Below are 23,191 nucleotides of genomic sequence, written 5' to 3' on the forward strand. Positions count from 1 at the left end.
GTCGCAGCCACCCCGGAAGGTGACTGGCACCTGTCTTATCGGAGCTTTCCCATGAATCTGCCGCTGATCCTCAATCTGCTGGTGTTCCTCGCCCTGCTGTTTGGCCTGGCGCAAACCCGTCACACGAACTGGAGCCTGGCGAAAAAAGTCCTGCTCGCACTGGCGTTGGGTGTGGTATTCGGCGTTGCCCTGCACGGCGTTTACGGCGCGGGCAACCCAGTGCTGAAAGCCTCGATCGGCTGGTTCGATCTGGTGGGCAACGGTTACGTGCAGTTGCTGCAAATGATCGTGATCCCGCTGGTGTTCGCCTCGATCCTCAGCGCTGTGGCGCGGCTGCACAACGCGTCGTCGCTGGGCAAGATCAGTTTCCTGACCATTGGCACCTTGCTGTTCACCACCGCCATCGCGGCGCTGATCGGCATCGGCTTGACCAACCTGTTCGGCCTGACCGCTGAAGGCCTGGTGGCCGGCACTCAGGAAATGGCCCGCCTGCAAACCATTCAGACCGACTACGCGGGCAAGGTGGCCGACCTGAATGTGCCGCAGCTGCTGCTGTCGTTCATTCCGCAAAACCCGTTTGCCGATCTGGCTCGCGCCAAGCCGACCTCGATCATCAGCGTGGTGATCTTCGCGGCGTTCCTCGGTGTCGCCGCCTTGCAGCTGTTGAAAGATGACGTGGAAAAAGGTCAGAAAGTGATCAACGCCATCGACACCCTGCAAGCCTGGGTGATGCGCCTGGTGCGTCTGGTGATGAAGCTGACGCCTTACGGCGTATTGGCGCTGATGACCAAAGTGGTCGCCGGCTCCAACCTGCAAGACATCATCAAGCTTGGCAGTTTCGTGGTGGTTTCTTACATCGGCCTGGGCCTGATGTTCGTGGTCCATGGCCTGCTGGTGTCGGCGGCCGGGATCAATCCGCTGCGCTTCTTCCGCAAGATCTGGCCGGTGCTGACCTTTGCCTTCACCAGCCGCTCAAGTGCGGCGACGATCCCGCTGAGCATCGAAGCGCAGACCAGTCGCTTGGGCATCCCGCAGTCCATCGCCAGTTTCGCCGCTTCGTTTGGTGCGACCATTGGCCAGAACGGCTGCGCCGGCTTGTACCCGGCCATGTTGGCGGTGATGGTGGCGCCGACCGTGGGCATCAATCCGCTGGACCCGCTGTGGATCGCGACGCTGGTGGCGATTGTGACGCTGAGTTCGGCGGGCGTGGCGGGCGTGGGCGGTGGCGCGACCTTTGCGGCGCTGATCGTGCTGCCGGCAATGGGGTTGCCGGTGTCATTGGTGGCGTTGCTGATTTCAGTAGAGCCGCTGATTGATATGGGGCGTACGGCATTGAACGTGAGCGGTTCGATCACGGCCGGGGCGATTACCAGCCAGATCATGCAGCAGACCGATAAAGAATTGCTGGATGCGGATGAGCATGCGGAGTTGGCTCACGCTTGACTGATCGTTCCCACGCTCCCGCGTGGGGATGCCTCAAGGGACGCTCCACGTCCAGTGACGCGGAGCGTCACGGGCTGCATTCCCACGCAGAGCGTGGGAACGATCTCAAGTGCGTTCCCACACTTCGAAGTTGTATGCCGGCTTATCACCCTCTGCCGGATTCGGAACATTCGACACCAGCTTCCATTCCTTCAAATCAAACTCCGGAAACCACGCATCTCCCTCAGGGCTGAGCGCGACGCGCGTCAAATAAAGCCGATCCGCCTGAGCCAACCCCTGCGCATACAACTGCGCCCCGCCAATGAGCATCAACTCGTCGACGCCCTGCTCTTTCGCCCATGCTTGGGCGCGAATCACCGCAGCTTCCAGCGACGGATAAACCTCCGCGCCTTCCAGCACCAGATCTACCTGACGGCTGACCACGATGTTCAATCGGCCCGGCAACGGACGACCGAGGGAATCCCAGGTCTTGCGACCCATGATGATCGGCTTGCCCAGGGTGGTGGCCTTGAAGTATTTGAAGTCCCCCGGCAAGTGCCAGGGCATGCTGTTGTCGACACCGATCACACGGTTTTCACCGAGGGCTGCGATCAGGCTGAGGGGGAGTGATTTAGTCATGTCGGCGAGGATACCAGAGCCTCCCGTACCCCGATAAGCACCACAGCGGTTATGCTCACAGCTCAATTGAGCAACGGAATGTCGCGTGACTGAACTGACGCCACTGCAAAACCTCTGGTTGACCGAAACCGTGCGCCTGCGTGAAGAACACGCCGGGCCCCTGGAGGATCTGGAAGCCAACCGACTGGCCCGCAGCGCCGGTGGCGATCTGCCGACGCGGATTCAGCATCGGGCCATCTGGCTGGCCGAACGCGACGGCCTGGCCGCAGCCCTCAAGCATTGGCTGCAAGGCGCGCGACTGGCGCTGATCGTCCTCGCGGTGCTGGCCGTGGTCAGCGGCGCCGGCCTGGGGTTTGCCGCGCTGGGCGACGGACAGACGCCGGTCAATGTGTTCTGGGCCTTGGGTAGTCTGCTCGGGCTGAACCTGATTCTTTTACTGAGCTGGGCGCTGGGCCTGATGTTCGCCGGCGAACACGGCGACACCCTTGGGCGCTTGTGGTTATGGCTCAGCGAGAAACTCGCCCGCGACGCCAAAGCAGCGCAATTGGCGCCGGCCCTGCTCTTGTTATTGCAACGCCAGAAACTCAATCGCTGGGCAATCGGCGTCCTGGTCAACAGCCTGTGGTTGCTGGCGATGCTCAGTGCCCTGGCGATTCTGCTGACGCTGATGGCGACCCGGCGCTACGGTTTCGTCTGGGAAACCACCCTGCTTAGCGCCGACACCTTCGTGGCGATGACCCAAGCCCTCGGCACTCTGCCTTCCATACTCGGTTTCAACGTCCCGACGGTGGAAATGATCCGCGCCAGCGGCGACACCGCGCTCAATATCGAAAGCGCCCGCCAGGCCTGGGCCACATGGCTGGTCGGGGTTCTGGTGGTTTACGGTGTGTTGCCGCGCCTGCTGCTTGCGCTGTTCTGCCTGTGGCGCTGGAAAACCGGGCAAGCCGCCTTGCGCCTGGACCTGAACCTGCCCGGCTACGCTCAATTGCGTGAACGCCTGATGCCCACCAGCGAACGCTTGGGCATCAGTGATGCCGCGCCGGACAACCTTCATCAGATCGAAAGCAGCGTCAGCGAACTGCAAAGCGATGGCGCGCTATTGGTGGCCATCGAGCTGGACGATCAACGCCCGTGGCCGCCGCAACTGCCCAGAAACGTGAACAATGCCGGCATTCTCGACAGTCGTGAATCTCGCCACAAACTCCTCGAACAGCTGAGTCGCTTCCCGCCCGAGCGGTTGGCCATCGCCTGTGATCCACGGCGTTCGCCGGACCGTGGCAGTCTTGCACTGATTGCCGAGCTGGCGCGTAACGCGGCCGCGACGCGAGTCTGGTTATTGCAAGCGCCCAACGGTGAAGCGCTGGATTCCGAACGTTTGGGCGACTGGCACGTGGCACTGCAACAACTGAACCTGCCATTCGCCGACTGCGCGCCGATGAACTGGCTGGAGAGCGGCCATGACTAATCCGTGGAAAGCGCCGTTGAAGCTCGCCGTGGTCGGCCACACCAATGTCGGTAAAACCTCATTGCTGCGCACGTTAACCCGGGATGTCGGGTTCGGCGAAGTGTCCCATCGCCCCAGCACCACGCGCCATGTCGAAGGCGCACGGTTATCGGTGGACGGCGAGCCGTTGCTCGACCTTTTCGATACGCCGGGCCTGGAAGACGCCATCGCCCTGCTCGACTATCTCGAGCGCCTGGAACGTCCCGGCGAACGCCTCGACGGCCCGGCACGTTTGGCGCGATTTCTTGACGGCAGCGAAGCGCGCCAACGGTTCGAGCAGGAAGCCAAGGTGCTGCGACAACTGCTCACCTGCGACGCCGGTCTCTACGTGATCGATGCCCGGGAGCCGGTGCTGGCCAAGTACCGCGACGAACTGGAAGTGTTGGCCAGTTGCGGCAAACCGCTGCTGCCGGTGCTCAATTTCGTCAGCAGCGCCAACCACCGCGAGCCGGACTGGCGTGAAGCGCTGGCGCGCCTGGGCCTGCACGCCTTGGTGCGTTTTGACAGCGTGGCGCCGCCAGAAGATGGCGAACGTCGCCTCTATGAAAGCCTCGCGCTGCTGCTGGAAGGCTCACGGGAACAACTGGAACGCTTGATCGCCGACCAACAGGCCCAGCGCCTGGCCCGGGAGCAAAGTGCGGCGCGACTGATTGCCGAATTATTGATCGATTGCGCAGCCTACCGGCGTAGCGTGGTCAGCGATGCCGCGCAAGAACAGCACGCCATCAGTGAATTGCGCAAAGCCGTTCGACAACGGGAACAACGCTGCGTCGAAGCGCTGCTCAAGCTGTACGCCTTTCGTCCACAGGACGCCGCGGCCAGTGACCTGCCTCTGCTCGATGGCCGTTGGGGCGATGACTTGTTCAACCCCGAAACCCTCAAACAACTGGGCGTTCGGGTCGGCGGCGGCATCGCGGCCGGTGCGGCAGCCGGCGCTGGCGTCGATTTGCTGGTGGGTGGTCTGACCCTCGGCGCGGCAGCCTTGGCCGGCGCGATTGCCGGCGGCGCCCTGCAAACCGCACGCAGTTATGGCAGTCGATTGATGGGCAAGATCAAGGGCCAGCGGGAGCTGACGGTGGACGACAGCGTGTTGCGCCTGTTGGCGTTGCGTCAGCGACAGCTTTTGCAGGCACTGAATGCACGCGGCCATGCCGCGATGGACAGCATCAAGCTCGCCACGCCCCAGGACAAGACCTGGCGCGAAGGCAAGTTGCCCGAAGCGCTGAACAAGGCTCGGGCACATCCGCAGTGGTCTTCGCTGAACAAGCAGCCCAGGTTGAGCCAGGCTGAACGGCAGGAGCAAATCGAGGTGTTGGCGCAACAACTCTGAGCCTGATCGTTCCCACGCTCCCGCGTGGGAATGAAGCCCGTGACGCTCTGCGTCACTGGACGCAGAGCGTCCCTTGAGGCATTCCCACGCAGAGCGTGGGAACGATCAACCTTGGTGACTGTGGTGTTTGGACTGGCCCCATCGCGAGCAGGCTCGCTCCCACATTAGAACTACGAGCGACGCAAAACCCCTGTGGGAGCGAGCCTGCTCGCGATGGCCGTGACTCGGTATCGAGAGGAACGTCACCAGTCGAGCTTCAGATACTCCCGCGCCAACGACCTGACCCGATTGCGATCGGTGCGATTCGCACGCCCGTCATTGTCGACATCCGAGCTCAACATCAGCTCCAAATCCCCATCGTTATCAAGATCACGAGCCGCTGCCTTGTAGGCAATGGTCGGTCCCTCATGAAAATGCAGTCGTACAGCTTCCGGCGTACCGTCGCCGGTCGTGTTTTCAGCAAAGATCCGTAAATGCCGCTCTTCATTCTCCCCGCCGTTGAACCAGGCACATTTCAAATACGTTTTGCCGAAGTTCTTGAGCCGGTGACGCTCAGTCTCAGTGGCCTCGCGCAGCCCGTGTTCATCTTCGTGAAACCGAAAATGAAGCGTGTCTGCCTGACCCTTCCCGCTCACATCCTGTGCAATCACTTTCAAATAACGCATCCATGCGCTCCTGTTCGAAACGTCCAGACTGAGCCTTTGTTGCAGGCGGCTCCATCAACCGTTTCCCTATCCGGTGTGAGACAACTCAGCGCGCCTCGCCAGACAACAGCGTGACGGCCTTGCGCTTCAAGATCTCAAGATCAATCACCGGCACCCACATCTCCTTGGCCCGTTCATCCCACTGGCGCATCCGCAGACTGACTTCGCACAACGGATCTTTCTCGAACGCCTCCGCCTCGGACTCGCTCATCACTCCACCCTGAAATGCCAGCGTGCGGCGACTGGCTTCGCTCAGGCGCTCGTAGTACCCGGGCTCCTTGAGTGTCAGATAACGCTTGGCCTGCACGTGATATTCCACCAGTCGCGCCAAGCGTTCACCGAACCCTGCGCGACGCAGGTAATCGGCACCCAGACGCTCGTGACTGACCACGCCGAAGCCTTCCATGTTCTCGGCGCTCTGCGCGCAGATATGCCCGATGTCGTGGAAAAAAGCGGCCAGCACCACTTCATCATCGAAACCTTCGGCCATCGCCAGGTCGGCTGCCTGGGACATGTGCTCGATCTGCGACACCGGTTCACCGATGTAATCACTGTCGCCAAAGCGCTCATACAGTCCGAAGACTTCGGCGATCACTTGCTGATGACGCTCCATCAACCTTCCCCCAACAACTGTGCAATGTTGCGATCAGCCATCGCCGGCCCGACACTCATGCCGACGCCGGTGTGCATCAGCGCCACGCTCACACCCGGCAGCGGACGCAGGAACGAGAACGGTCCCGGCCCTCGTGAACCATAGACGCCCTGCCAGCGCTCGATCACTTGCACTTTGCAGCCCAAGGTCTGCTCAGCCAGTTCAAGCATCCAGTTGTCCACTTGCTCGGCATTGAACGGTGACGGGTCGCTGCCGTAGTGGTGGGAATCGCCGATGATCAGTTCACCGTAAGGCGTCGGACTGATCAGCAGGTGGATGCCGTTTTCATGCAGGTGCGGTTCGTCTCGCAAGATGTTTGCCTGCACGGCCGCCGCTTCCGGCAGATCGGCGAAGGCGCCGTAGTGCACGCAACTCAAACCGGTGAGCAACGCGTGTTGCAGATTGAGGTTGATGTGCGGACGGGCCCGGAGCATTTGCAGGCGGCAGATTTGCGGATTGAGTTCGGCGATCGGCTCGGCCAGCAAGGTCTGATAATCGTGGCCGGAGCAGACAATGATCTGCTCGGCGCTGAAGCTGCCGGCGGTACTGTGCAGACGGCCAGGCTCGATGTCGCGCACCAGTGTGGAAAAGTGAAACTCGACGCCGAGTTCGCGGCGCAGGAAATCGATCAGTGCAGGAATTGCTTCGCGCGAATACAGCTGCTGATCGTCCATGCCGTGCAACGCGGCGCGGTGATGGCTGAACTGGCCACCGTACAAATCCCGCAGCGCGGCACCGCGCAGAAGCTCGACGTTGTAGTTGTGTTCCACTGCGCGGCCGTTGCAAAAGGCTTGCAGCAGATGTTCTTCGGCTTCGGTGCGGGCGAACAGGTATGAGCCGTTGCGCTTGAGTTGCAGGCCGGCGAGTTGTGCCCACTGGCCCCAGATCTCACGGCTGGCCTTGGCCAGTTCGAGCATAACGCCCGGAGGTTGGCCGGTGACGAGTGCCTGGCCGAAGTTGCGCACCGAGGCGCCCAAAGGCGTTTCGCTGCGTTCGAAAACGGTGACCTTGAGGCCGCGTCTGGCGGCGGCATAGGCGTGGGACAGGCCGAGGATGCCAGCGCCTACGATCAGCATGTCGTTGTGTTGTGTCATTGGGTTTTGTCCTGAATGACAGACCGCATTCGCGAGCAAGCCCGCTCCCACAGGGGAACGCATTCCAAATGTGGGAGCGGGCTTGCTCGCGAAGAGGCCCTGTCAGCCGATGAAGAGCTTACTTGGCGACCACTTTCTCGGACTTGCCGTCATAGCGCTTGCGCCACTCGGCCAGGATCTCGTCGCGGTTTTTCGAGGCCCAGGCAAAGTCGTTCTTGATCAAGCGCTGCTCATAATCCGCCGGCAATTCGGTCTGCGGCTTGGCAATGCCCGGCTGCGCGAGGACGGCGAAGTTTTCTTTGTAAAGCTCCATCGCCGCCGGGCTGGCAGAGAAGTCAGCGAGTTTTTTCGCGGCGTCTTCATGGGGAGTGCCCTTGATCACAGCCGTCGCTTCAATCTCCCAACCCAGGCCTTCTTTCGGCAGGATGATGTCCAGCGGCGCACCTTGGCGCTTCAGCTGAACGGCCGGGTATTCGAAGGAAATACCAATCGGGAATTCACCCGCCGCTGCCAGTTTGCAAGGCTTGGAACCGGAATGAACGTACTGGCCGATGTTCTGGTGAAGAGCGTCCATGTAAGCCCAGCCCTGCTTCTCGCCGAAGGTTTGCAGCCAGGCGCTGACGTCGAGAAAACCGGTGCCGGACGAGGCTGGGTTGGGCATGACGATCTTGCCTTTGTACTCAGGCTTGGTCAGGTCCTGCCAACTCACCGGTTTGCTCAGGCCCTGCTTCTCGGCTTCGACCGTGTTGAAGCAGATCGTGGCAGCCCAGACGTCCATGCCGACCCAGGCCGGCGGATTGGCGGCATCGCGGTAGTTGCCGCCGATCTTGCCGAGGTCCTTCGGCGCGTAGCTTTGCAGCATGCCTTGCTGGTCGAGGATCGCCAGGCTGGAGGCGGCCAGACCCCACACGGCGTCAGCCTGCGGGCGGGCTTTTTCGGCCAGCAGCTTGGCGGTGATGATCCCTGTGGAATCGCGTACCCACTTGATCTCGACGTCCGGATTGGCCTTTTCGAAGGCATCCTTGTAGGTCTTCAATTGCTCGGCTTCGAGGGCGGTGTACACCGTCAACTCGGTTTTCGCCGCGAAGGCGTTCAGGCTGAAAGCGGTGAGGACAGCAGCGGCCAGGGCCAGGGGCTTGAACATGATCTTTTCCTGTTTTTGAGTTGAGGGGTTGTACGGAATCAATGACCGGGCGCGGTCTGCCGCCAGGCCTGGGAGCGGCGCAGCAAACCGCGCGAGGCCCAGGCCAGCAGCAGGGACACGCCCGCCGAGGTGAAGAGAATCAGGGTCGACATCGCCGCCGCGCCGCCGACGTTGCCAGCGTCGTCCATGTTCAGCACCGCGACCGCCGCGAGAATGGTGTCGGGGCTGTAGAGGAAGATCGCCGCCGAGACGGTGGTCATGGCCGAGACGAACAGGTAGCGCACGATATCCAGCAGCGCCGGCAGGCAGATCGGCACGGTGACGCGCAGGTAATGCCGATACAGCGGCGCCTTGAGCGACAGCGCGGCAGCTTCGAACTCGGCATCGAGTTGGCGCAGCGCGGTGGTGGCCGTCATTTGCGCGGTGGTCAAATAATGCGCAATGGTGCAGACCACCAGCAGGGTCATGGTCCCGTAGAGCACATGCAGCGGGTTGCCGTTGAGGTTGAAGAAAAAGACGTAACCCAGGCCCAGCACGAGGCCGGGCACCGCCATCGGTACGAAGCTGAGCATGCGCAGCGTCAGATTCAGCCCGCGCTGGCCACGGGTTTTCTCCATCAGGTAGGCGCCGGTGAAGATCAGCACGCTGCCGATCAACGCCGTGCAAATGGCCATCTTCACGCTGTTGCCGTAGGCCAGCCAACCGCCGCCCGCCGTGTCGTTGAACTGGTAATGGTTGAGCGACAGCGACAGGTTGTACGGCCAGAATTTCACCAACGACGAAAACACCGCCATGCCGAACACCAGCAGCAACACCGCGCAGATCAGCAGCACGATGGCCAGGTAGCAACCGTCGCGCAGCTTTGACGGTGCCGGTTGGAAGACTTGCGCGCGGCCGCTCATGGCGTTGCCGTGACGCCGGCGCAACCAGGCGTCGACACCGAAACTGAACAGTGCCGGCAACAACAAGACCATGCCGATCAACGCGCCGCGCCCAAACTGTTGCTGGCCGACCACGGCTTTGTAGGCTTCCAGCGCCAGGACTTGGTAATCACCACCGACCACCACGGGCACGCCAAAGTCGGTGATGGTTAGGGTGAACACCAGACAGAATGCGGCGAACACTGCCTGACGGGTGGCCGGCCAAGTGATGCTGCGAAAGGCTTTAGCCGGGCTGGCGCCCATGCTTGAGGCGGCATCGAACAGCCGCGCATCCGCCAGGGACAACGCTGACAGCAAAATCATCAAGGCGTGTGGGAAGGTGTAGATGACCTCGCCCAGAACGATGCCCCAAAAGCCGTAGATGTTGTCCGAGAGCAAACCGCGCAGCATGCCTTGATTGCCGAACAGATAAACCAGCGCAATGCCCGGCAACATCGACGGCGCCATCAACGGCAATAACGACATGCCCCGCCAGATGCCTTTGCCGGGAATCAATGTGCGTTGCAGCGCGTAGGCAAACAGGTACGCCAGCGGTACGACGATGGCCGCGACACTGAGGGAAACTTTCAGGCTGTTGCCGAGCAACCAGTGGAAGTTCGCACTGGTCACCAGCTCACGGGCGGCGACCAGGCCTCCGCCCTGTCCGGCTTCGGAACTGAAGCCGCGCCAGAAGATCGCCAGCAACGGCATCAACACTGCGATGCCCAGCAGCACCAGCAACAGCACCTTGCCGCCGACCACGAACAGCCGGTCGCCAATCTCGGCACGGGAAGTCTGCCGAACCTGCTTGTGCGGTATCGGCAGCGCGACGTTCGCGCTCATCAGGCAAATACCTGCAGGCTGCGTGGCGGCAAGGCGACCATGATCTGCTGCGCGCCGAGACGTGGCATGTCTTGCGGTGCCAATTCCGCCAGCAGTGCATGACCTGGCAATTGATCGAGCTCGAAGCTCATGCGGCAGCGGTTGCCGAGGAAGGTGATTTCGCGAACCTTGGCCGGGAACAGGTTTTCTTCATGCACCGGCGGGTTGACGTTGATGGCTTCCGGACGGCAGAACAAACGGCCCGACGCGGTTTTGGCGCTGCCTTCGGCCAGGCGCATGTTCATCCCGCCGACCTGGGCATGGCTGTCGCTGCTGCGCTGGAATGGCAGCCAGTTGCCCTGACCGACGAACTCAGCCACAAACGGTGTGGCCGGGCGATCGTAGATTTCCTGTGGCGTGGCGTATTGCTCGACCTTGCCGTTGTTCATCACGGCAATGCGGTCGGCCATCAGCATGGCCTCGTCCTGATTGTGCGTGACCATCAGGGTGGTGACGCCGAGGTTGCGTTGCAGTTGGCGCAGTTCGGTGCACAGGTGCTCGCGGACCCGGGCGTCGAGGGCGGACATCGGTTCGTCCAGCAACAACAAGGACGGTGCTGGTGCCAAGGCGCGAGCCAGTGCAACTCGCTGCTGTTGGCCGCCGGACAATTGGCCCGGGTATTTTTTCTCACTGCCGATCAGGCCGACCAGTTCCAGCATTTGACCGACACGCTGACGCACTTCATCGCGACCACTGCCGGCAAGGCCGTAGGCAATGTTCGCTTCGACGGTGAGATTGGGGAACAGCGCGTAGGACTGGAACAGAATGCCGTAGTCCCGGGCTTGCGGCGCCAGGTGGGAAACGTCGCGATCACCAAGGTACAACTCGCCACTGTCCTGTTTTTCCAGACCGGCGATGCACCGCAGCAACGTGGTTTTGCCACAGCCCGACGGGCCGAGCAGGCACACCAGTTCACCGGCTGCCACGTCGAGGGAAACGTTATCCAGCGCGGTGAAGGCGCCAAAGCGTTTCTGCACGCCACGCACCTTCATCGGTGCGCCGGGGTTGGTCAAGGCAGTTGCGATCGAATGGTTCATGGACAGGCCTCATCAAGCAGATGAAGGCCATCCTAGGGATGTAATGCGTCCGTCATGTGGCAGTAAGGCAAAAACGGCTGATAGTGGTATTCAAGGATTTGGGTTCAGGTCAGGTGGCGCCTGAACTGACGCCATCGCGAGCAAGCTCGCTCCCACAGGGGAACGCATTTCAAAATGTGGGAGCGAGCTTGCTCGCGATGAGGCCAGACAAGGCAACCGAGATATCAGGCAGGCGCCATTTCCTGCGCCAGGCCGAGAAACGCCGCCGGCAACCGCGCGCTTTTTCGTTCCTTGAGGCAATACAGATACTCGGGAATCTGCGGCGCATTCTCGAGGGTCAGCACGCGAAGTTGTGGGTCGTGTGGCACTTCCTGCCGGGCAATGATGCTGATGCCGATGTTGCGCAGCACCGCTTCACGAATCGATTCACGGCTGCCAATCTCCAGCAGCGGCCCGAAACTCACACCTGCATTGGCCAGCAATTCCTCGGTCAGGCGCCGGGTGGTGGAGCCCGGTTCCCTCATCAACAACGTGTGCCCGGCCAACGCACTGAGCGGCACATGCTCATGCACCGCCAGCGGATGATTGCGGTGCACCGCCAGCACCAGCGGATCACTGCCGAGCACCCGGCGAATCAAGCGCGCATCGTCCAGCAACTGTGACGACGCCGCGACGTCCACCCGGTATTCCTCCAGCGCTTCGAGCACTTGCTGGGAGTTGCCGATTTCCACCGACACTTCCACGTGCGGCAAACGCTCGCGGAAGGTTTTCAACAGATCGAGGATGTAATACGGCGCGGTGGCAGCGATGCGCAGCGTGCCCTGGACCTGGCCGCTGTTGCGCAGGAAAAACTCGATGTCGGCTTCCTGTTGCAACAGCGCCTTGACCATCGGCAGCAGGCGCGCGCCTTCATCGCTGACGCTGAGGCGGCGTCCGCCCCGGTAGAACAGCTCAACCGAGTACTGACTTTCCAGGTTACGGATCTGCGTTGTCACGGTGGGTTGGCTCAGACCAAGCTTTTTCGCCGCCAAAGTGATGCTGCCCAGACGGGCCACCATATAAAACGCCTTCAGCTCGGCACTCAGCACACCCGTCCCCCATCGTTTATTTGCGCAACAGGCGCAAACCGTTGAACACCACCAACAGGCTCACGCCCATGTCGGCGAACACCGCCATCCACATGGTGGCGATCCCGGCGAAGGTTACCCCAAGAAAGATCACCTTGATGATCAACGCGAGGGCAATGTTCTGTTTGAGGATGCTCGAGGTTTGCCGCGACAGTCGGATGAAAGTCGGAATCTTGCGCAGATCATCGTCCATCAGGGCGACATCAGCAGTCTCGATGGCGGTATCGGTACCCGCGGCAGCCATGGCGAAACCGATCTCGGCCCGCGCCAACGCCGGCGCATCGTTGATGCCATCGCCGACCATGCCGACATGGTGACCTCGTGCATAAAGCGCTTCGATGGCTTGCAGTTTTTCAGCCGGCAGCAGATCGCCTCTGGCCACATCGATGCCCACTTGCTCGGCAATCGCCTGCGCAGTGTGGACGTTGTCGCCGGTCAGCATCAGGGTTTTGATGCCCAGGTCGTGCAATTGCCGGATCGCCTCGCGGCTGGACTCCTTCACGGTGTCGGCCACGGCGAACAGCGCCAGCGGGCCAGACTTGTCGAGCAACAACACCACGGACTTGCCCTGTTTCTCCAGCGCAAACAGCTTTTCTTCCAGCGCAGGCGAACACAGGTTCAACTCTTCTACCAAGCGGTGGTTACCGAGGTGGTAGACCTGACCGTTGATCTCGCCCCGTACACCCCGCCCGGCCAGCGCCTCGAAGTTATCCACAACGAGCGGCATGGATTGTTTATCCACAGCCGCGTTGGCGATGGCCAGCGACACCGGGTGATCCGAGCGACCGGCTAACGCTGCGGCAATCGCCGGGGCGGTTTCCTCGGCGGTCGGATCGAGTGACAGATAATCGGTCTGCACCGGTTTGCCATGTGTGATCGTGCCGGTCTTGTCCAAAGCCAGGTAATCGAGCTTGTATCCGCCCTCCAGATAGACACCGCCCTTGACCAGAATGCCTTTGCGCGCCGCCGCGGCGAGGCCGCTGACAATGGTTACCGGCGTGGAAATCACCAGTGCACAAGGGCAGGCGACTACCAGCAAGACCAGCGCCCGGTAGATCCAGTCGAACCAGACGGCGCCCATGAACAACGGCGGGATGACCGCGACAGCCAAGGCCAGGAGGAACACCGACGGGGTGTAGATTTTCGAGAACTGATCGACGAAGCGCTGGGTCGGCGCCCGTGCGCCTTGGGCCTGCTCCACCGCGTGGATGATCCGCGCCAGGGTCGAGTTATTGGCCGCAGCGGTCACGGTGTATTCCAATGAGCCCGACTGGTTGATGGTGCCCGCGAAGACTTTGTCACCGACGGTTTTCTCCACCGGCAGGCTTTCGCCGGTGATCGGCGCCTGATCGATGGTTGAACTGCCCGACACCACTTCGCCGTCCAGGCCGACCCGCTCGCCGGGACGCACTCGCACCCGCGCGCCCAGTTCGATGGTTTTGACGTCTTGTTCGACCCAATTCCCGTCGGCCTGCAGCACCGTGGCCTGCTCCGGCGCCATTTGCATCAGGCCGCCAATGGCGTTGCGGGCCCGGTCCAGCGACTTGGCTTCGATCAACTCGGCAACCGTGAACAGGAACATCACCATCGCCGCTTCCGGCCATTGGCCGATCAGGATCGCACCCGTCACCGCGATGCTCATCAGTGCGTTGATGTTCAGGTTGAGGTTCTTGAGCGCGATCCAACCCTTTTTGTAAGTGGTCAGGCCGCCGCTGAGGATCGAGACCAGCGCGATGATTGCCACGACCCAGGTCGGCGCCGCATTGGTGAAGTGGATCACTTCAGCGGCAAGCGCAGCGACACCGGACAGCGCCAGGGGCCACCAGTGTTTTTTCTCGGGAACGGGGGCCGGCGTATCGGTGCCTTGATCCATCGGCTCGGCGACCATGCCCAGCGACTTGATCGCCTCGATGATCGGCGCCGTGTTCGGAAGGTCGTGGGTGACGCCCAATACGCGGTTGATCAGGTTGAATTCCAGCTGCTGCACACCGGAGAGCTTGCCCAGTTTGTTCTGGATCAGCGTCTGCTCGGTCGGGCAGTCCATCGCGTCGATGCGAAAACTGCTCAGCCGCGCGCCAGCGGTCTGAGTTTCGCTCAGCAACACCCGCGACGGTGCTGCGACTTTGGCCGAACAGCAGGAATCCCCGTGGCCGCCGTGCTCGTGCTTCTGCACAGGCTGCAGCTTGTGGCTGTGATCGTGATCGTGATCGTGATCGTGATCGTGATCAGCCTCGGGTTTGTGGGTGTGAAGGGAATCGCTCATTGGTCGCGTCCATAAAGGTGCCTGTTGCCAAGTAAAGACCCTGTAGCCACTATAGGGTCAAGCAACCATTTGGAGATTGTCGCAATGAAGATCGGAGAACTGGCCAAACTGACCGATTGCGCTGTCGAAACCATCCGCTATTACGAGCGCGAAAACCTGCTGCCGGAGCCCGCCCGCAGCGATGGCAACTACCGCGTCTACACCCAGGCCCACGCCGAACGCCTGACCTTTATCCGCAATTGCCGCACCCTCGACATGACGCTCGAGGAAATCCGCAGCCTGCTGGCCCTGCGCGACAGCCCGCAGGATCAGTGCGAAAACGTCAATGCGTTGATCGACGAACACATTCATCACGTCAAGTTGCGGATCGACGGGCTGCTGGCATTGCAGACGCAATTGCTCGACCTGCGCCAACGCTGTGGCGAAGGGCCGGATATTGATCAGTGCGGGATTTTGCAGCGGCTGGAGGTGAGTGGCGGGGTTGTGTCGACGGAGGTTGAGCATTCCCATGTGGGCCGCAGCCACGGCCACTAAAACACCGCATGATCGTTCCCGCGCTCTGCGTGGGAATGAATCCCGTGACGCTCTGCGTCACAGTGGACGCGGAGCGTCCATGGCGGCATTCCCACGCGGAGCGTGGGAACGATCATCCTATCAGGGCTTCAGACCGCCATCGGCGCGGTCATTGGGGCGTGGTGCTGATAACCCTCAAGCGAGAAATCCCCCGGTTCGATCAACTCCAGCCACTCCGGCTGATAAACACCGGTCTTGGCGAATTCCGGCACACGATCACTGATCACCAGTTTCGGCATCGGGAACGGCTCGCGCTTGAGCTGTTCATTGAGCATGTCCAGGTGGTTTTCGTAGACGTGGGCATCACCGATGAAATAGGTGAACCAGCGCGGCGTGTAACCGGTCAGGCGACCGATCAGGCTCAGCAGCGCAGCGCCTTCGGTGAGGTTGAACGGCGTGCCCAGGCCCAGGTCGTTGGAGCGGATGTAGAGCGTCAGAGAAATCTCTTTGGTCTCTACATTCGGGTGGAACTGGTAGAGCAAGTGGCACGGCGGCAAGGCCATTTCGTCGAGCTGCGCAACGTTCCAGCCGTGGAACAGGATACGGCGGCTGCCCGGGTCCTTGATGATGGTGTCGACGCACTGGCGGATCTGGTCGATGGCCTTGTACAGCACCACATAGGCCTGACCGTTTTCTTCGCCTTCAGCGATCTGCCGATAACCCTGGCTCAGCGTCTGCTCGATGGCGGCTTTATTGCTGACCGGAATCTGTTTGTACGCCGGCCATTTGCGCCATTGCACGCCGTAGATCTCGCCGAGGTCATCCTCGCCCTGACGGAACGGGTTGGCCAGCCACTGGGCGTTTTCGTTGGCGTTCTGATCCCAGACCTTGCAGCCCAGCGCACGGAATTCTGCGGCGTTGTTCACCCCACGCAGGAAACCGCACATCTCGCCGATGGCCGACTTGAAGGCCATCTTGCGGGTGGTGATCGCCGGAAAACCTTCCTTCAGGTCATAGCGCAGCATCGCGCCGGGGAAGCTGATGGTGTTTACGCCAGTGCGGTTGGCCTGCTTGGTGCCGTTCTTGATGACGTGGGCGACCAGTTCGAGATATTGCTTCATGAGTTACCTGTGTCCTTGAACCCGGGGCCAACGCCCCGGGATCGAATTTATACTGCCGCCGCTGGGGCCGCCGGGGCGCGGTGATAGGCCAGCCAGATCAGGAACAGCCCGGCGACGATCATCGGAACGCACAGCACCTGGCCCATGGTCAGCCAGTTCCAGGCCAGATAGCCCAGTTGCGCATCCGGCACGCGGACGAATTCGACGATGAAACGGAAGATGCCGTAAAACAGCGCGAACATCCCGGACACGGCCATGGTTGGCCGCGGCTTGCGCGAGAACAGCCAGAGAATCAGGAACAGCGCCACACCTTCCAGTGCGAATTGATACAGCTGCGACGGGTGACGCGGCAACTGCGCCGGATCGCTGAACGGCGGGAAGATCATCGCCCACGGCACGTCGGTCGGCTTGCCCCACAACTCTGCATTGATGAAGTTGCCGATACGCCCGGCGCCCAGGCCAATCGGCACCATCGGCGCGACAAAATCCATCAGCTGGAAGAACGACTTGCCGTTCTTTCTCCCGAACCACAACGCTGCCAGCATCACGCCGATAAAACCGCCGTGGAACGACATGCCGCCCTTCCACACTTCAAAAATCAGCGTCGGGTTGGCGAGATAAGCGTGCAGATCGTAGAACAGCACATAACCGAGACGGCCGCCGACAATGACGCCCATCGACATCCAGAAGACCATGTCGGAAAGCTTTTCCTTGGTCCAGGTCGGGTCGAAGCGGTTGAGCCGGCGTGACGCCAGCAACCACGCACCGCCAATGCCGATCAGGTACATCAAACCGTACCAGTGGATTTTCAGCGGACCGATGGCCAGGGCCACCGGGTCGATCTGCGGGTAAGGCAGCATTGCGACTCCTTGTTAGAGTTGAAACCTTCAAAATTCCCGGGCGACGCTGTCACGCCAGGATTAAGCCAGGATTGCGGTAAGGGTCAGAGCAGAAAATTCAGGCCCACGCAGAACAGCAAAGCGGCGAACAGTCTTTTCAGCAACTTCGGCGACAGCCTGTGGGCCAGTCGCGCGCCAATGCGGGCAAAGAACATGCTGGTCAGGGCAATCCCCAACAACGCCGGCAAATAAATGAAACCGAGACTATGGGCCGGCAGCAATGGATCGTGCCACCCCAGAATCATGAAACTTAACGCACTGGCCAAGGCAATCGGCAGCCCGCAGGCCGATGATGTCGCCACGGCCTGCTGCATCGGCACGCTGCGCCAGGTCAGGAACGGCACGGTCAGCGAGCCGCCGCCAATGCCGAAAATCGCCGAAGCCCAGCCAATCACACTGCCGGCCACGGTCAGACCCACTTTACCCGGCACCGTTCGGCTGGCCTTGGGTTTGACATCCAGCGCCAGTTGCGCGGCGATGACCAGGGCGAACACGCCGATGATCTTTTGCAGGTTCGGGCCGGAGATAGCCTCCGCCGTCAACGCGCCGAAACCGGCACCGATCAGAATACCGACGGTCAGCCAGACAAATATCGGCCAACGCACAGCGCCGCGACGATGGTGTTCGCGCACCGCGTTGACCGACGTAAAGATAATCGTGGCCAGGGAGGTACCGACCGCCAGGTGGGTCAGGATCGATGGATCGAAGCCTTGCAAGGTAAAACTGAACACCAGCACCGGGACGATAATGATCCCGCCGCCAACCCCGAACAGCCCGGCCAGCACGCCTGCGCAGGCGCCCAGCGCCAGATAGAGCAGAAATTCCATGACCTTCCCTATGTGCTTCTCAAAAAAAGCTGCGGCATGGTAACGGATGCAGGGGCCAAGGCTCCACTGGATGGCGATGGATAGAAGCAAGATGTCTGCGTAAAGTGAGCAAAAAACACACAAGGACCACCTTATGTGCCTGATTGTTTTCGCCTGGCGGCCGGGTCACGCCCAACCGCTGATCGTCGCGGCCAACCGCGACGAATTCTATGCCCGGCCCAGCCAGCCGCTGGCGCAATGGCCGCACGCCCCCCACGTCTATGCCGGGCGCGACCTGGAAGCTGGCGGTACTTGGCTCGGTATCGGCGCCAATGGACGCTTCGCGGCGCTGACCAATATTCGCGATCCGCATCAACCGCCCTCGCGCAAATCACGGGGTGAGCTGGTGGCGGGTTTTCTGTTGGGCGAGATGTCGATTGACGACTACTTAGACGATGTTGTCAGACGTTCGCTCGAATACGCCGGGTTTAACCTGCTGATCGGCAACGCCAATGAGTTGTGGCACTTCAATGCCCGGGAGCCTGAGGCGGTGATGCTGCCACCGGGTGTCTATGGGTTGTCGAACGCCGGGCTGGATACGCCGTGGCCAAAACTGCTCAAGACGCGAGCGGCACTGGAGACCGTGCTGGAAGATCCACAGCCCCAGGCTTTGCTGGCCTTGCTGAATGATCCGCAGACAGCGCCCTTTGTCGAGCTGCCAGACACCGGAGTGGGTTTGGCGACTGAGACATTGTTGTCGAGCGTGTTTATTGCCAGTCCGACTTATGGGACGCGAGCAAGTACGGCGTTGATTGTTCACGCGGACGGGACGCGGCATATGGTCGAAAGAAGTTTCGGGCCGTATGGCGGGCACTTGGGGGAAGTGGAGATCAGGGTTTAGATCGTTGTTGACTGGACTGGCCCCATCGCGAGCAAGCTCGCTCCCACATTGGTCTCTGGTGTTCACAAATAATGTGTTCACTGAAGATCGAATGTGGGAGCGAGCTTGCTCGCGATGGGGCCATCAGCCATTTAAAGGGTTTTGACCGACGCCGGATTGATCATCCGCGCCAACCCGAGGTTCTTCAGCGCCAGTTGCAGCGAGCTGTGGATAACTTGCGGGTTGTCGATGGTCATCAGCTCGGCGAGCAATTCCTTGGCCTTGCTCAGGTTGATCTGACGCAGCATCCACTTCACTTTCGGCAAGTTGGTGGCGTTCATCGACAGGCTGTCGAAACCCATCGCCATCAACAGCACGGCAGCCGCCGGGTCACCGGCCATCTCACCGCAGATACTCACCGGCTTGCCTTCGGCGTGGGCATCGCGCACCACGTTCTGCAAGGCTTGAAGCACTGCCGGGTGCAGGTAATCGTAGAGGTCGGCCACTCGCGGGTTGTTGCGATCCACGGCCAGCAGATACTGGGTAAGGTCGTTGGAACCCACGGACAGGAAGTCCACTTGCCGCGCCAGTTCCTTGGTCTGGTACACCGCCGCCGGAATCTCGATCATTACCCCAATCGGCGGCATCGGCACGTCAGTGCCTTCGTCGCGGACTTCGCCCCAGGCCCGGTGAATCAGGTGCAGGGCTTCTTCGAGTTCGTGAGTACCGGAGATCATCGGCAGCAGAATCCGCAGGTTGTTCAGGCCTTCGCTGGCCTTGAGCATGGCGCGGGTCTGGACCAGGAAGATTTCCGGGTGGTCGAGGGTGACGCGAATGCCGCGCCAGCCGAGGAACGGGTTGTCTTCCTTGATCGGGAAATACGACAGCGCCTTGTCACCGCCGATGTCCAGGCTGCGCATGGTTACCGGTTGCGGGTGGAACGCGGCGAGTTGCTCGCGGTAGATCGCCAACTGCTCCTTTTCGCTGGGGAACCTCTGGTTGATCATGAACGGCACTTCGGTGCGGTACAGACCGACGCCTTCAGCGCCGCGTTTCTGCGCCCGCGCCACGTCCGCCAGCAGGCCGGTGTTGACCCACAGCGGCATGCGGTGGCCATCGAGGGTCACGCACGGCAGGTCGCGCAGGGTGTCGAGACCGAGCGCCAGTTGTTTCTCTTCTTCCACCACCTCGGCGAATTGCTTGCGCAACACTTCGCTGGGGTTGGTATAGACCTCGCCGCGGGTGCCATCGACGATCAATTCGATGCCGTCGACCTTGGCGTACGGCAGGTCGACCAGACCCATCACCGTCGGGATGCCCATCGCCCGGGCGAGTATCGCGACGTGGGAGTTACCCGAGCCGAGGACCGAGACCAGACCGACCAGCGTGCCTTCCGGCACCTCGCCGAGCATTGCCGGCGTCAGCTCTTCGCTGACCAGAATGGTTTTTTCCGGGTAAACCAGATTCTGCTGACGCTCTTCCTGCAGATACGCCAGCAAACGCCGGCCAAGGTCCTTGACGTCCGAGGCGCGCTCACGCAGGTAGGCGTCGTCCATCAATTCGAAACGGTTGACGTGCTCAGTGACCACTTGGCGCAACGCACCCTGGGCCCACTGGCCAGTCCTGATCACGGTCGTGACTTCGTTGCCCAGTGCGGCATCGTCGAGCATCATCAAATAGACGTCGAACAAGGCCCGCTCTTCGGGACGCAGCTGCGAGGCCAATTTGGCCGACAACGCTCGCATGTCGGCGCGCACGCCTTCGATGGCGGTCTTGAACAACGCCAGTTCGGCGTCGATGTCGGAAATGGTCTTGTCCGGCACCACGTCCAGATCGGCCGGCGGCAGCATGACCACCGCGGTACCGACCGCCGCACCCGGCGAACCCGGTACGCCGATGAACTTGGCTTCCTGGATGCCTTTGCCCTGGCGGCCCAGGCCACGGATCGAACCGGTGGCCTCGGCGTGGGCGATAACGCCGGCGAGCTGCGCGCTCATGGTCACGAGGAAGGCTTCTTCACCTTCATCGAACTGGCGGCGTTCCTTTTGCTGAATGACCAACACGCCGACGACGCGGCGGTGGTGAATGATCGGCGCCCCGAGGAAAGAGGCATAGCGCTCTTCACCCGTCTCGGCGAAGTAACGGTAGCGCGGGTGATCCGCGGCATTTTCGAGGTTCAGGGGTTCTTCACGCGTGCCGACCAGGCCGACCAGACCTTCGTTGGGTGCCATGCTGACTTTGCCGATCGAGCGCTTGTTCAAGCCCTCGGTTGCCATCAGCACGAAGCGGTTGGTCTCAGGGTCAAGCAGGTAGACCGAGCAGACCTGGCTGCCCATGGCCTCTTTGACGCGCAATACAATAATGCCCAACGCCGCCTTGAGATCCTTGGCGGAGTTAACTTCCTGGACGATCTTGCGCAGCGTATTGAGCATGGCTCGGGGTCGAACTCCGTCGTCAGTCGCGCGTTAAAAGGCGCGGGGCAAGCTCTTTGAGAGCGCGTCGATACACCTCGCGCTTGAATGTCACCACCTGGCCCAACGGATACCAATAGCTGACCCAGCGCCAGCCATCGAATTCCGGTTTACCGGTCAAATCCATCCGCACCCGCTGCTCGTTGGAGATCAGGCGCAGGAGAAACCATTTCTGTTTCTGGCCGATGCACAGCGGTTGGCTGTGCGTCCTGACCAGACGTTGCGGCAAACGATAGCGCAACCAGCCCCGGGTGCAGGCGAGAATTTCAACATCTTCGCGCTCAAGCCCCACTTCTTCGTTCAACTCGCGGTACAAGGCGTCTTCCGGCGTCTCCTGAGGGTTGATACCACCCTGTGGAAACTGCCAGGCATCTTGATTGATACGGCGAGCCCATAGCACCTGTCCGGCATCATTCGTGAGAATGATCCCGACATTGGGGCGGAAACCATCGGGGTCGATCACGGCAACAACCTCGCAAACGCATGTCGCCGCATTGTTCCACAAAGGTTGTGAAGGCAGCAACGAGCCGACCGAGCTTATGTGCACTCTTGTGAAAAGTCCGTATTCTGGGCACCTTTCTACAGACTTTTCAGCGAGTAACTGCAATGCGCCTGGCTTTATTCGACTTGGACAACACCCTCCTGGGCGGCGACAGCGACCACGCCTGGGGCGATTACCTGTGCGAGCGCGGCTTTCTAGACGCCGTGGCCTACAAGGCTCGCAATGACGAGTTCTACCAGGATTACCTGGCCGGCAAGCTGGACAACGACGCTTACCTGAACTTCTGCCTGGAGGTCCTCGGCCGCACCGAGATGGCCACCCTGGACCAATGGCACCTGGATTACATGCGCGACTGCATCGAACCGATCGTGCTGCCCAAGGCTATCGAACTGCTGGATAAACACCGTGAAGCCGGCGACAAACTGGTGATCATCACGGCCACCAACCGTTTTGTGACCGGGCCGATTGCCCAGCGACTGGGGGTCGAAACCTTGATCGCCACGGAATGCGAAATGATCGACGGCCGTTATACCGGGCGCAGCACCGACGTTCCGTGCTTTCGCGAAGGCAAGGTGACGCGACTCAATCGCTGGCTGGAAGAGACCGGGCATTCGCTGGAAGACAGTTACTTCTACAGCGACTCGATGAATGATTTGTCACTTCTGGAGGAAGTGGCGAATCCGGTTGCAGTCGATCCTGATCCGAATCTGCGTGCCGAAGCCGAGAAACGTGGCTGGCCGGTGATTACTCTGCGCGACTGAAACTGCTATCGCGAGCAGGCTCACTCCTACAGGGGAACGCATTCCAATGTGGGAGCGAGCCTGCTCGCGATTGGGTCGATGCGGTCCCAAGCTTTAAACAGGCTTGGCACCCATCAACCCGGCAATAGCGATAAAGCAGACAAAGCTGAGCAGCGCGAGGGCGAAAGTGAACTTGCCATTACCGCCCTGCGCCTTGCGCAGCTTGTTAAGCCGCACCAGCATCCAGAACCATGCCAACGCCGCCACGGTGTAGAGCACGCTGGACGCCAGCAACCAGGTCTGCCCCAACGGCCAGCCCACCAGATGCACCATCCACCATCCCGTGACCGGCATACTCAGCAATGCCAGCCCCATCAGCAGCCAGATAAGCCCTCGCGGCCGCTGCAATGTGCGCGCGGGCGCCGTCGGATCGCCATTACGCCGCGTGCGCCAGACCCAGATCCCCATGCCCAACGCACACAGCAGCAACACGACCGTCGAGACGACGTGAGCCACTTTCAGGGCGGTTAACGTTTCCATT

The 23,191-nt window shown here is 61.1% G+C and carries 21 protein-coding genes; 6 read left to right on the forward strand and 15 right to left on the reverse strand.

The window, feature by feature from the left end; all coding sequences use genetic code 11:
* Window positions 1–51 precede the first annotated feature (51 nt).
* Window positions 52–1,443, forward strand: coding sequence for an L-cystine transporter (locus HNR03_RS12240; protein ID WP_259153802.1), 1,392 nt, complete (start codon window positions 52–54; stop codon window positions 1,441–1,443).
* 105 nt (window positions 1,444–1,548) lie between these two features.
* Here HNR03_RS12240 and HNR03_RS12245 read toward each other — a convergent pair whose 3' ends face one another.
* Window positions 1,549–2,061 carry a dihydrofolate reductase gene (locus HNR03_RS12245; RefSeq protein WP_259153804.1) on the reverse strand — a complete coding sequence of 171 codons (513 nt, stop codon included), beginning with the start codon at window positions 2,059–2,061 and terminating at the stop codon, window positions 1,549–1,551.
* Between the two features lie 85 nt (window positions 2,062–2,146).
* Here HNR03_RS12245 and HNR03_RS12250 point away from each other — a divergent pair, with 85 nt between their 5' ends.
* Both HNR03_RS12250 and HNR03_RS12255 read left to right on the forward strand, forming a co-directional pair.
* Complete coding sequence (locus HNR03_RS12250; RefSeq protein ID WP_259153808.1) at window positions 2,147–3,526, forward strand: DUF2868 domain-containing protein; 1,380 nt, start codon at window positions 2,147–2,149, stop codon at window positions 3,524–3,526.
* Window positions 3,519–4,895 (forward strand): GTPase/DUF3482 domain-containing protein, encoded by a 1,377-nt coding sequence (locus tag HNR03_RS12255; protein WP_259153809.1) that lies wholly within the window; start codon window positions 3,519–3,521, stop codon window positions 4,893–4,895. The genes HNR03_RS12250 and HNR03_RS12255 overlap by 8 nt, the downstream gene beginning before the upstream one ends.
* A gap of 242 nt (window positions 4,896–5,137) precedes the next feature.
* Here the strand turns inward: HNR03_RS12255 and HNR03_RS12260 are convergent, their stop codons facing one another.
* From HNR03_RS12260 to HNR03_RS12295, 8 genes are all read right to left on the reverse strand, one after another.
* Window positions 5,138–5,560 carry a hypothetical protein gene (locus HNR03_RS12260; protein WP_259153810.1) on the reverse strand — a complete coding sequence of 141 codons (423 nt, stop codon included), beginning with the start codon at window positions 5,558–5,560 and terminating at the stop codon, window positions 5,138–5,140.
* Between the two features lie 85 nt (window positions 5,561–5,645).
* Window positions 5,646–6,212, reverse strand: a complete 567-nt coding sequence (locus HNR03_RS12265) for a phosphonate degradation HD-domain oxygenase (protein WP_259153811.1) — start codon at window positions 6,210–6,212, stop codon at window positions 5,646–5,648.
* The gene (locus tag HNR03_RS12270) at window positions 6,212–7,345 is read right to left on the reverse strand and encodes a TIGR03364 family FAD-dependent oxidoreductase (RefSeq protein ID WP_259153813.1); all 1,134 of its coding nucleotides are present in this window, start codon (window positions 7,343–7,345) and stop codon (window positions 6,212–6,214) included. Before HNR03_RS12270 ends, HNR03_RS12265 begins: the two co-directional genes overlap by 1 nt.
* 118 nt (window positions 7,346–7,463) lie before the next feature.
* Window positions 7,464–8,489, reverse strand: a complete 1,026-nt coding sequence (locus tag HNR03_RS12275; protein WP_259153815.1) for a putative 2-aminoethylphosphonate ABC transporter substrate-binding protein — start codon at window positions 8,487–8,489, stop codon at window positions 7,464–7,466.
* 38 nt (window positions 8,490–8,527) lie between these two features.
* The gene (locus tag HNR03_RS12280; protein WP_259153818.1) at window positions 8,528–10,252 is read right to left on the reverse strand and encodes a putative 2-aminoethylphosphonate ABC transporter permease subunit; all 1,725 of its coding nucleotides are present in this window, start codon (window positions 10,250–10,252) and stop codon (window positions 8,528–8,530) included.
* A complete protein-coding gene (locus HNR03_RS12285) occupies window positions 10,252–11,328 on the reverse strand; it encodes a putative 2-aminoethylphosphonate ABC transporter ATP-binding protein (RefSeq protein ID WP_090178477.1) in 1,077 nt (358 codons plus the stop codon). Before HNR03_RS12285 ends, HNR03_RS12280 begins: the two co-directional genes overlap by 1 nt.
* A gap of 224 nt (window positions 11,329–11,552) precedes the next feature.
* On the reverse strand, window positions 11,553–12,416 hold the full coding sequence (locus HNR03_RS12290; protein ID WP_259153819.1) for a LysR family transcriptional regulator: 864 nt from the start codon (window positions 12,414–12,416) through the stop codon (window positions 11,553–11,555).
* A 16-nt stretch (window positions 12,417–12,432) separates the two neighbouring features.
* Window positions 12,433–14,718 carry a heavy metal translocating P-type ATPase gene (locus HNR03_RS12295; RefSeq protein ID WP_259153820.1) on the reverse strand — a complete coding sequence of 762 codons (2,286 nt, stop codon included), beginning with the start codon at window positions 14,716–14,718 and terminating at the stop codon, window positions 12,433–12,435.
* A gap of 84 nt (window positions 14,719–14,802) precedes the next feature.
* Between HNR03_RS12295 and cadR the strand changes: the two genes are divergently transcribed.
* Window positions 14,803–15,252: a Cd(II)/Pb(II)-responsive transcriptional regulator gene (gene cadR, locus HNR03_RS12300; protein ID WP_259153821.1), complete on the forward strand. Its 450-nt coding sequence runs from the start codon at window positions 14,803–14,805 to the stop codon at window positions 15,250–15,252.
* A 128-nt stretch (window positions 15,253–15,380) separates the two neighbouring features.
* On the opposite strand, the gene HNR03_RS12305 is transcribed toward cadR, so the two are convergent.
* From HNR03_RS12305 to HNR03_RS12315, 3 genes are all read right to left on the reverse strand, one after another.
* Window positions 15,381–16,352, reverse strand: a complete 972-nt coding sequence (locus HNR03_RS12305) for a thymidylate synthase (RefSeq protein WP_222588884.1) — start codon at window positions 16,350–16,352, stop codon at window positions 15,381–15,383.
* A gap of 47 nt (window positions 16,353–16,399) precedes the next feature.
* Entirely contained in the window at window positions 16,400–17,212 is an 813-nt protein-coding gene (lgt, locus tag HNR03_RS12310) for a prolipoprotein diacylglyceryl transferase (protein ID WP_090178463.1), read from the reverse strand.
* Window positions 17,213–17,295: 83 nt separating this feature from the next.
* A complete protein-coding gene (locus HNR03_RS12315; protein WP_222588885.1) occupies window positions 17,296–18,078 on the reverse strand; it encodes a sulfite exporter TauE/SafE family protein in 783 nt (260 codons plus the stop codon).
* 133 nt (window positions 18,079–18,211) lie between these two features.
* Here HNR03_RS12315 and HNR03_RS12320 point away from each other — a divergent pair, with 133 nt between their 5' ends.
* Window positions 18,212–18,958 carry an NRDE family protein gene (locus HNR03_RS12320; RefSeq protein ID WP_259153823.1) on the forward strand — a complete coding sequence of 249 codons (747 nt, stop codon included), beginning with the start codon at window positions 18,212–18,214 and terminating at the stop codon, window positions 18,956–18,958.
* A gap of 131 nt (window positions 18,959–19,089) precedes the next feature.
* Here HNR03_RS12320 and ptsP read toward each other — a convergent pair whose 3' ends face one another.
* Entirely contained in the window at window positions 19,090–21,369 is a 2,280-nt protein-coding gene (gene ptsP, locus HNR03_RS12325; protein WP_222588887.1) for a phosphoenolpyruvate--protein phosphotransferase, read from the reverse strand.
* Window positions 21,370–21,391: 22 nt separating this feature from the next.
* Complete coding sequence (locus tag HNR03_RS12330; protein WP_007945562.1) at window positions 21,392–21,871, reverse strand: RNA pyrophosphohydrolase; 480 nt, start codon at window positions 21,869–21,871, stop codon at window positions 21,392–21,394.
* A 143-nt stretch (window positions 21,872–22,014) separates the two neighbouring features.
* On the opposite strand from HNR03_RS12330, the gene HNR03_RS12335 reads away from it, so the two are divergent.
* A complete protein-coding gene (locus HNR03_RS12335; protein WP_259153831.1) occupies window positions 22,015–22,671 on the forward strand; it encodes an HAD family phosphatase in 657 nt (218 codons plus the stop codon).
* 93 nt (window positions 22,672–22,764) lie between these two features.
* Here the strand turns inward: HNR03_RS12335 and HNR03_RS12340 are convergent, their stop codons facing one another.
* Window positions 22,765–23,190, reverse strand: a complete 426-nt coding sequence (locus HNR03_RS12340) for a DUF2269 domain-containing protein (protein ID WP_259153833.1) — start codon at window positions 23,188–23,190, stop codon at window positions 22,765–22,767.
* Between the last annotated feature and the right edge of the window lies 1 nt (window position 23,191).

It is taken from the genome of Pseudomonas sp. JAI111, from assembly GCF_024809425.1.
Taxonomy (GTDB): Bacteria; Pseudomonadota; Gammaproteobacteria; order Pseudomonadales; family Pseudomonadaceae; genus Aquipseudomonas.

Coding starts and splice junctions, on each gene's coding strand:
- HNR03_RS12285 (WP_090178477.1), bottom strand. CDS start 11,328: ATGAACCATTCGATCGCAACTGCCTTGACCAACCCCGGCGCACCGATG.
- HNR03_RS12270 (WP_259153813.1), bottom strand. CDS start 7,345: ATGACACAACACAACGACATGCTGATCGTAGGCGCTGGCATCCTCGGC.
- cadR (WP_259153821.1), top strand. CDS start 14,803: ATGAAGATCGGAGAACTGGCCAAACTGACCGATTGCGCTGTCGAAACC.
- HNR03_RS12305 (WP_222588884.1), bottom strand. CDS start 16,352: ATGAAGCAATATCTCGAACTGGTCGCCCACGTCATCAAGAACGGCACC.
- HNR03_RS12280 (WP_259153818.1), bottom strand. CDS start 10,252: ATGAGCGCGAACGTCGCGCTGCCGATACCGCACAAGCAGGTTCGGCAG.
- HNR03_RS12335 (WP_259153831.1), top strand. CDS start 22,015: ATGCGCCTGGCTTTATTCGACTTGGACAACACCCTCCTGGGCGGCGAC.
- HNR03_RS12265 (WP_259153811.1), bottom strand. CDS start 6,212: ATGGAGCGTCATCAGCAAGTGATCGCCGAAGTCTTCGGACTGTATGAG.
- HNR03_RS12275 (WP_259153815.1), bottom strand. CDS start 8,489: ATGTTCAAGCCCCTGGCCCTGGCCGCTGCTGTCCTCACCGCTTTCAGC.
- HNR03_RS12315 (WP_222588885.1), bottom strand. CDS start 18,078: ATGGAATTTCTGCTCTATCTGGCGCTGGGCGCCTGCGCAGGCGTGCTG.
- HNR03_RS12245 (WP_259153804.1), bottom strand. CDS start 2,061: ATGACTAAATCACTCCCCCTCAGCCTGATCGCAGCCCTCGGTGAAAAC.
- lgt (WP_090178463.1), bottom strand. CDS start 17,212: ATGCTGCCTTACCCGCAGATCGACCCGGTGGCCCTGGCCATCGGTCCG.
- HNR03_RS12240 (WP_259153802.1), top strand. CDS start 52: ATGAATCTGCCGCTGATCCTCAATCTGCTGGTGTTCCTCGCCCTGCTG.
- HNR03_RS12340 (WP_259153833.1), bottom strand. CDS start 23,190: ATGGAAACGTTAACCGCCCTGAAAGTGGCTCACGTCGTCTCGACGGTC.
- HNR03_RS12295 (WP_259153820.1), bottom strand. CDS start 14,718: ATGAGCGATTCCCTTCACACCCACAAACCCGAGGCTGATCACGATCAC.
- ptsP (WP_222588887.1), bottom strand. CDS start 21,369: ATGCTCAATACGCTGCGCAAGATCGTCCAGGAAGTTAACTCCGCCAAG.
- HNR03_RS12260 (WP_259153810.1), bottom strand. CDS start 5,560: ATGCGTTATTTGAAAGTGATTGCACAGGATGTGAGCGGGAAGGGTCAG.
- HNR03_RS12320 (WP_259153823.1), top strand. CDS start 18,212: ATGTGCCTGATTGTTTTCGCCTGGCGGCCGGGTCACGCCCAACCGCTG.
- HNR03_RS12255 (WP_259153809.1), top strand. CDS start 3,519: ATGACTAATCCGTGGAAAGCGCCGTTGAAGCTCGCCGTGGTCGGCCAC.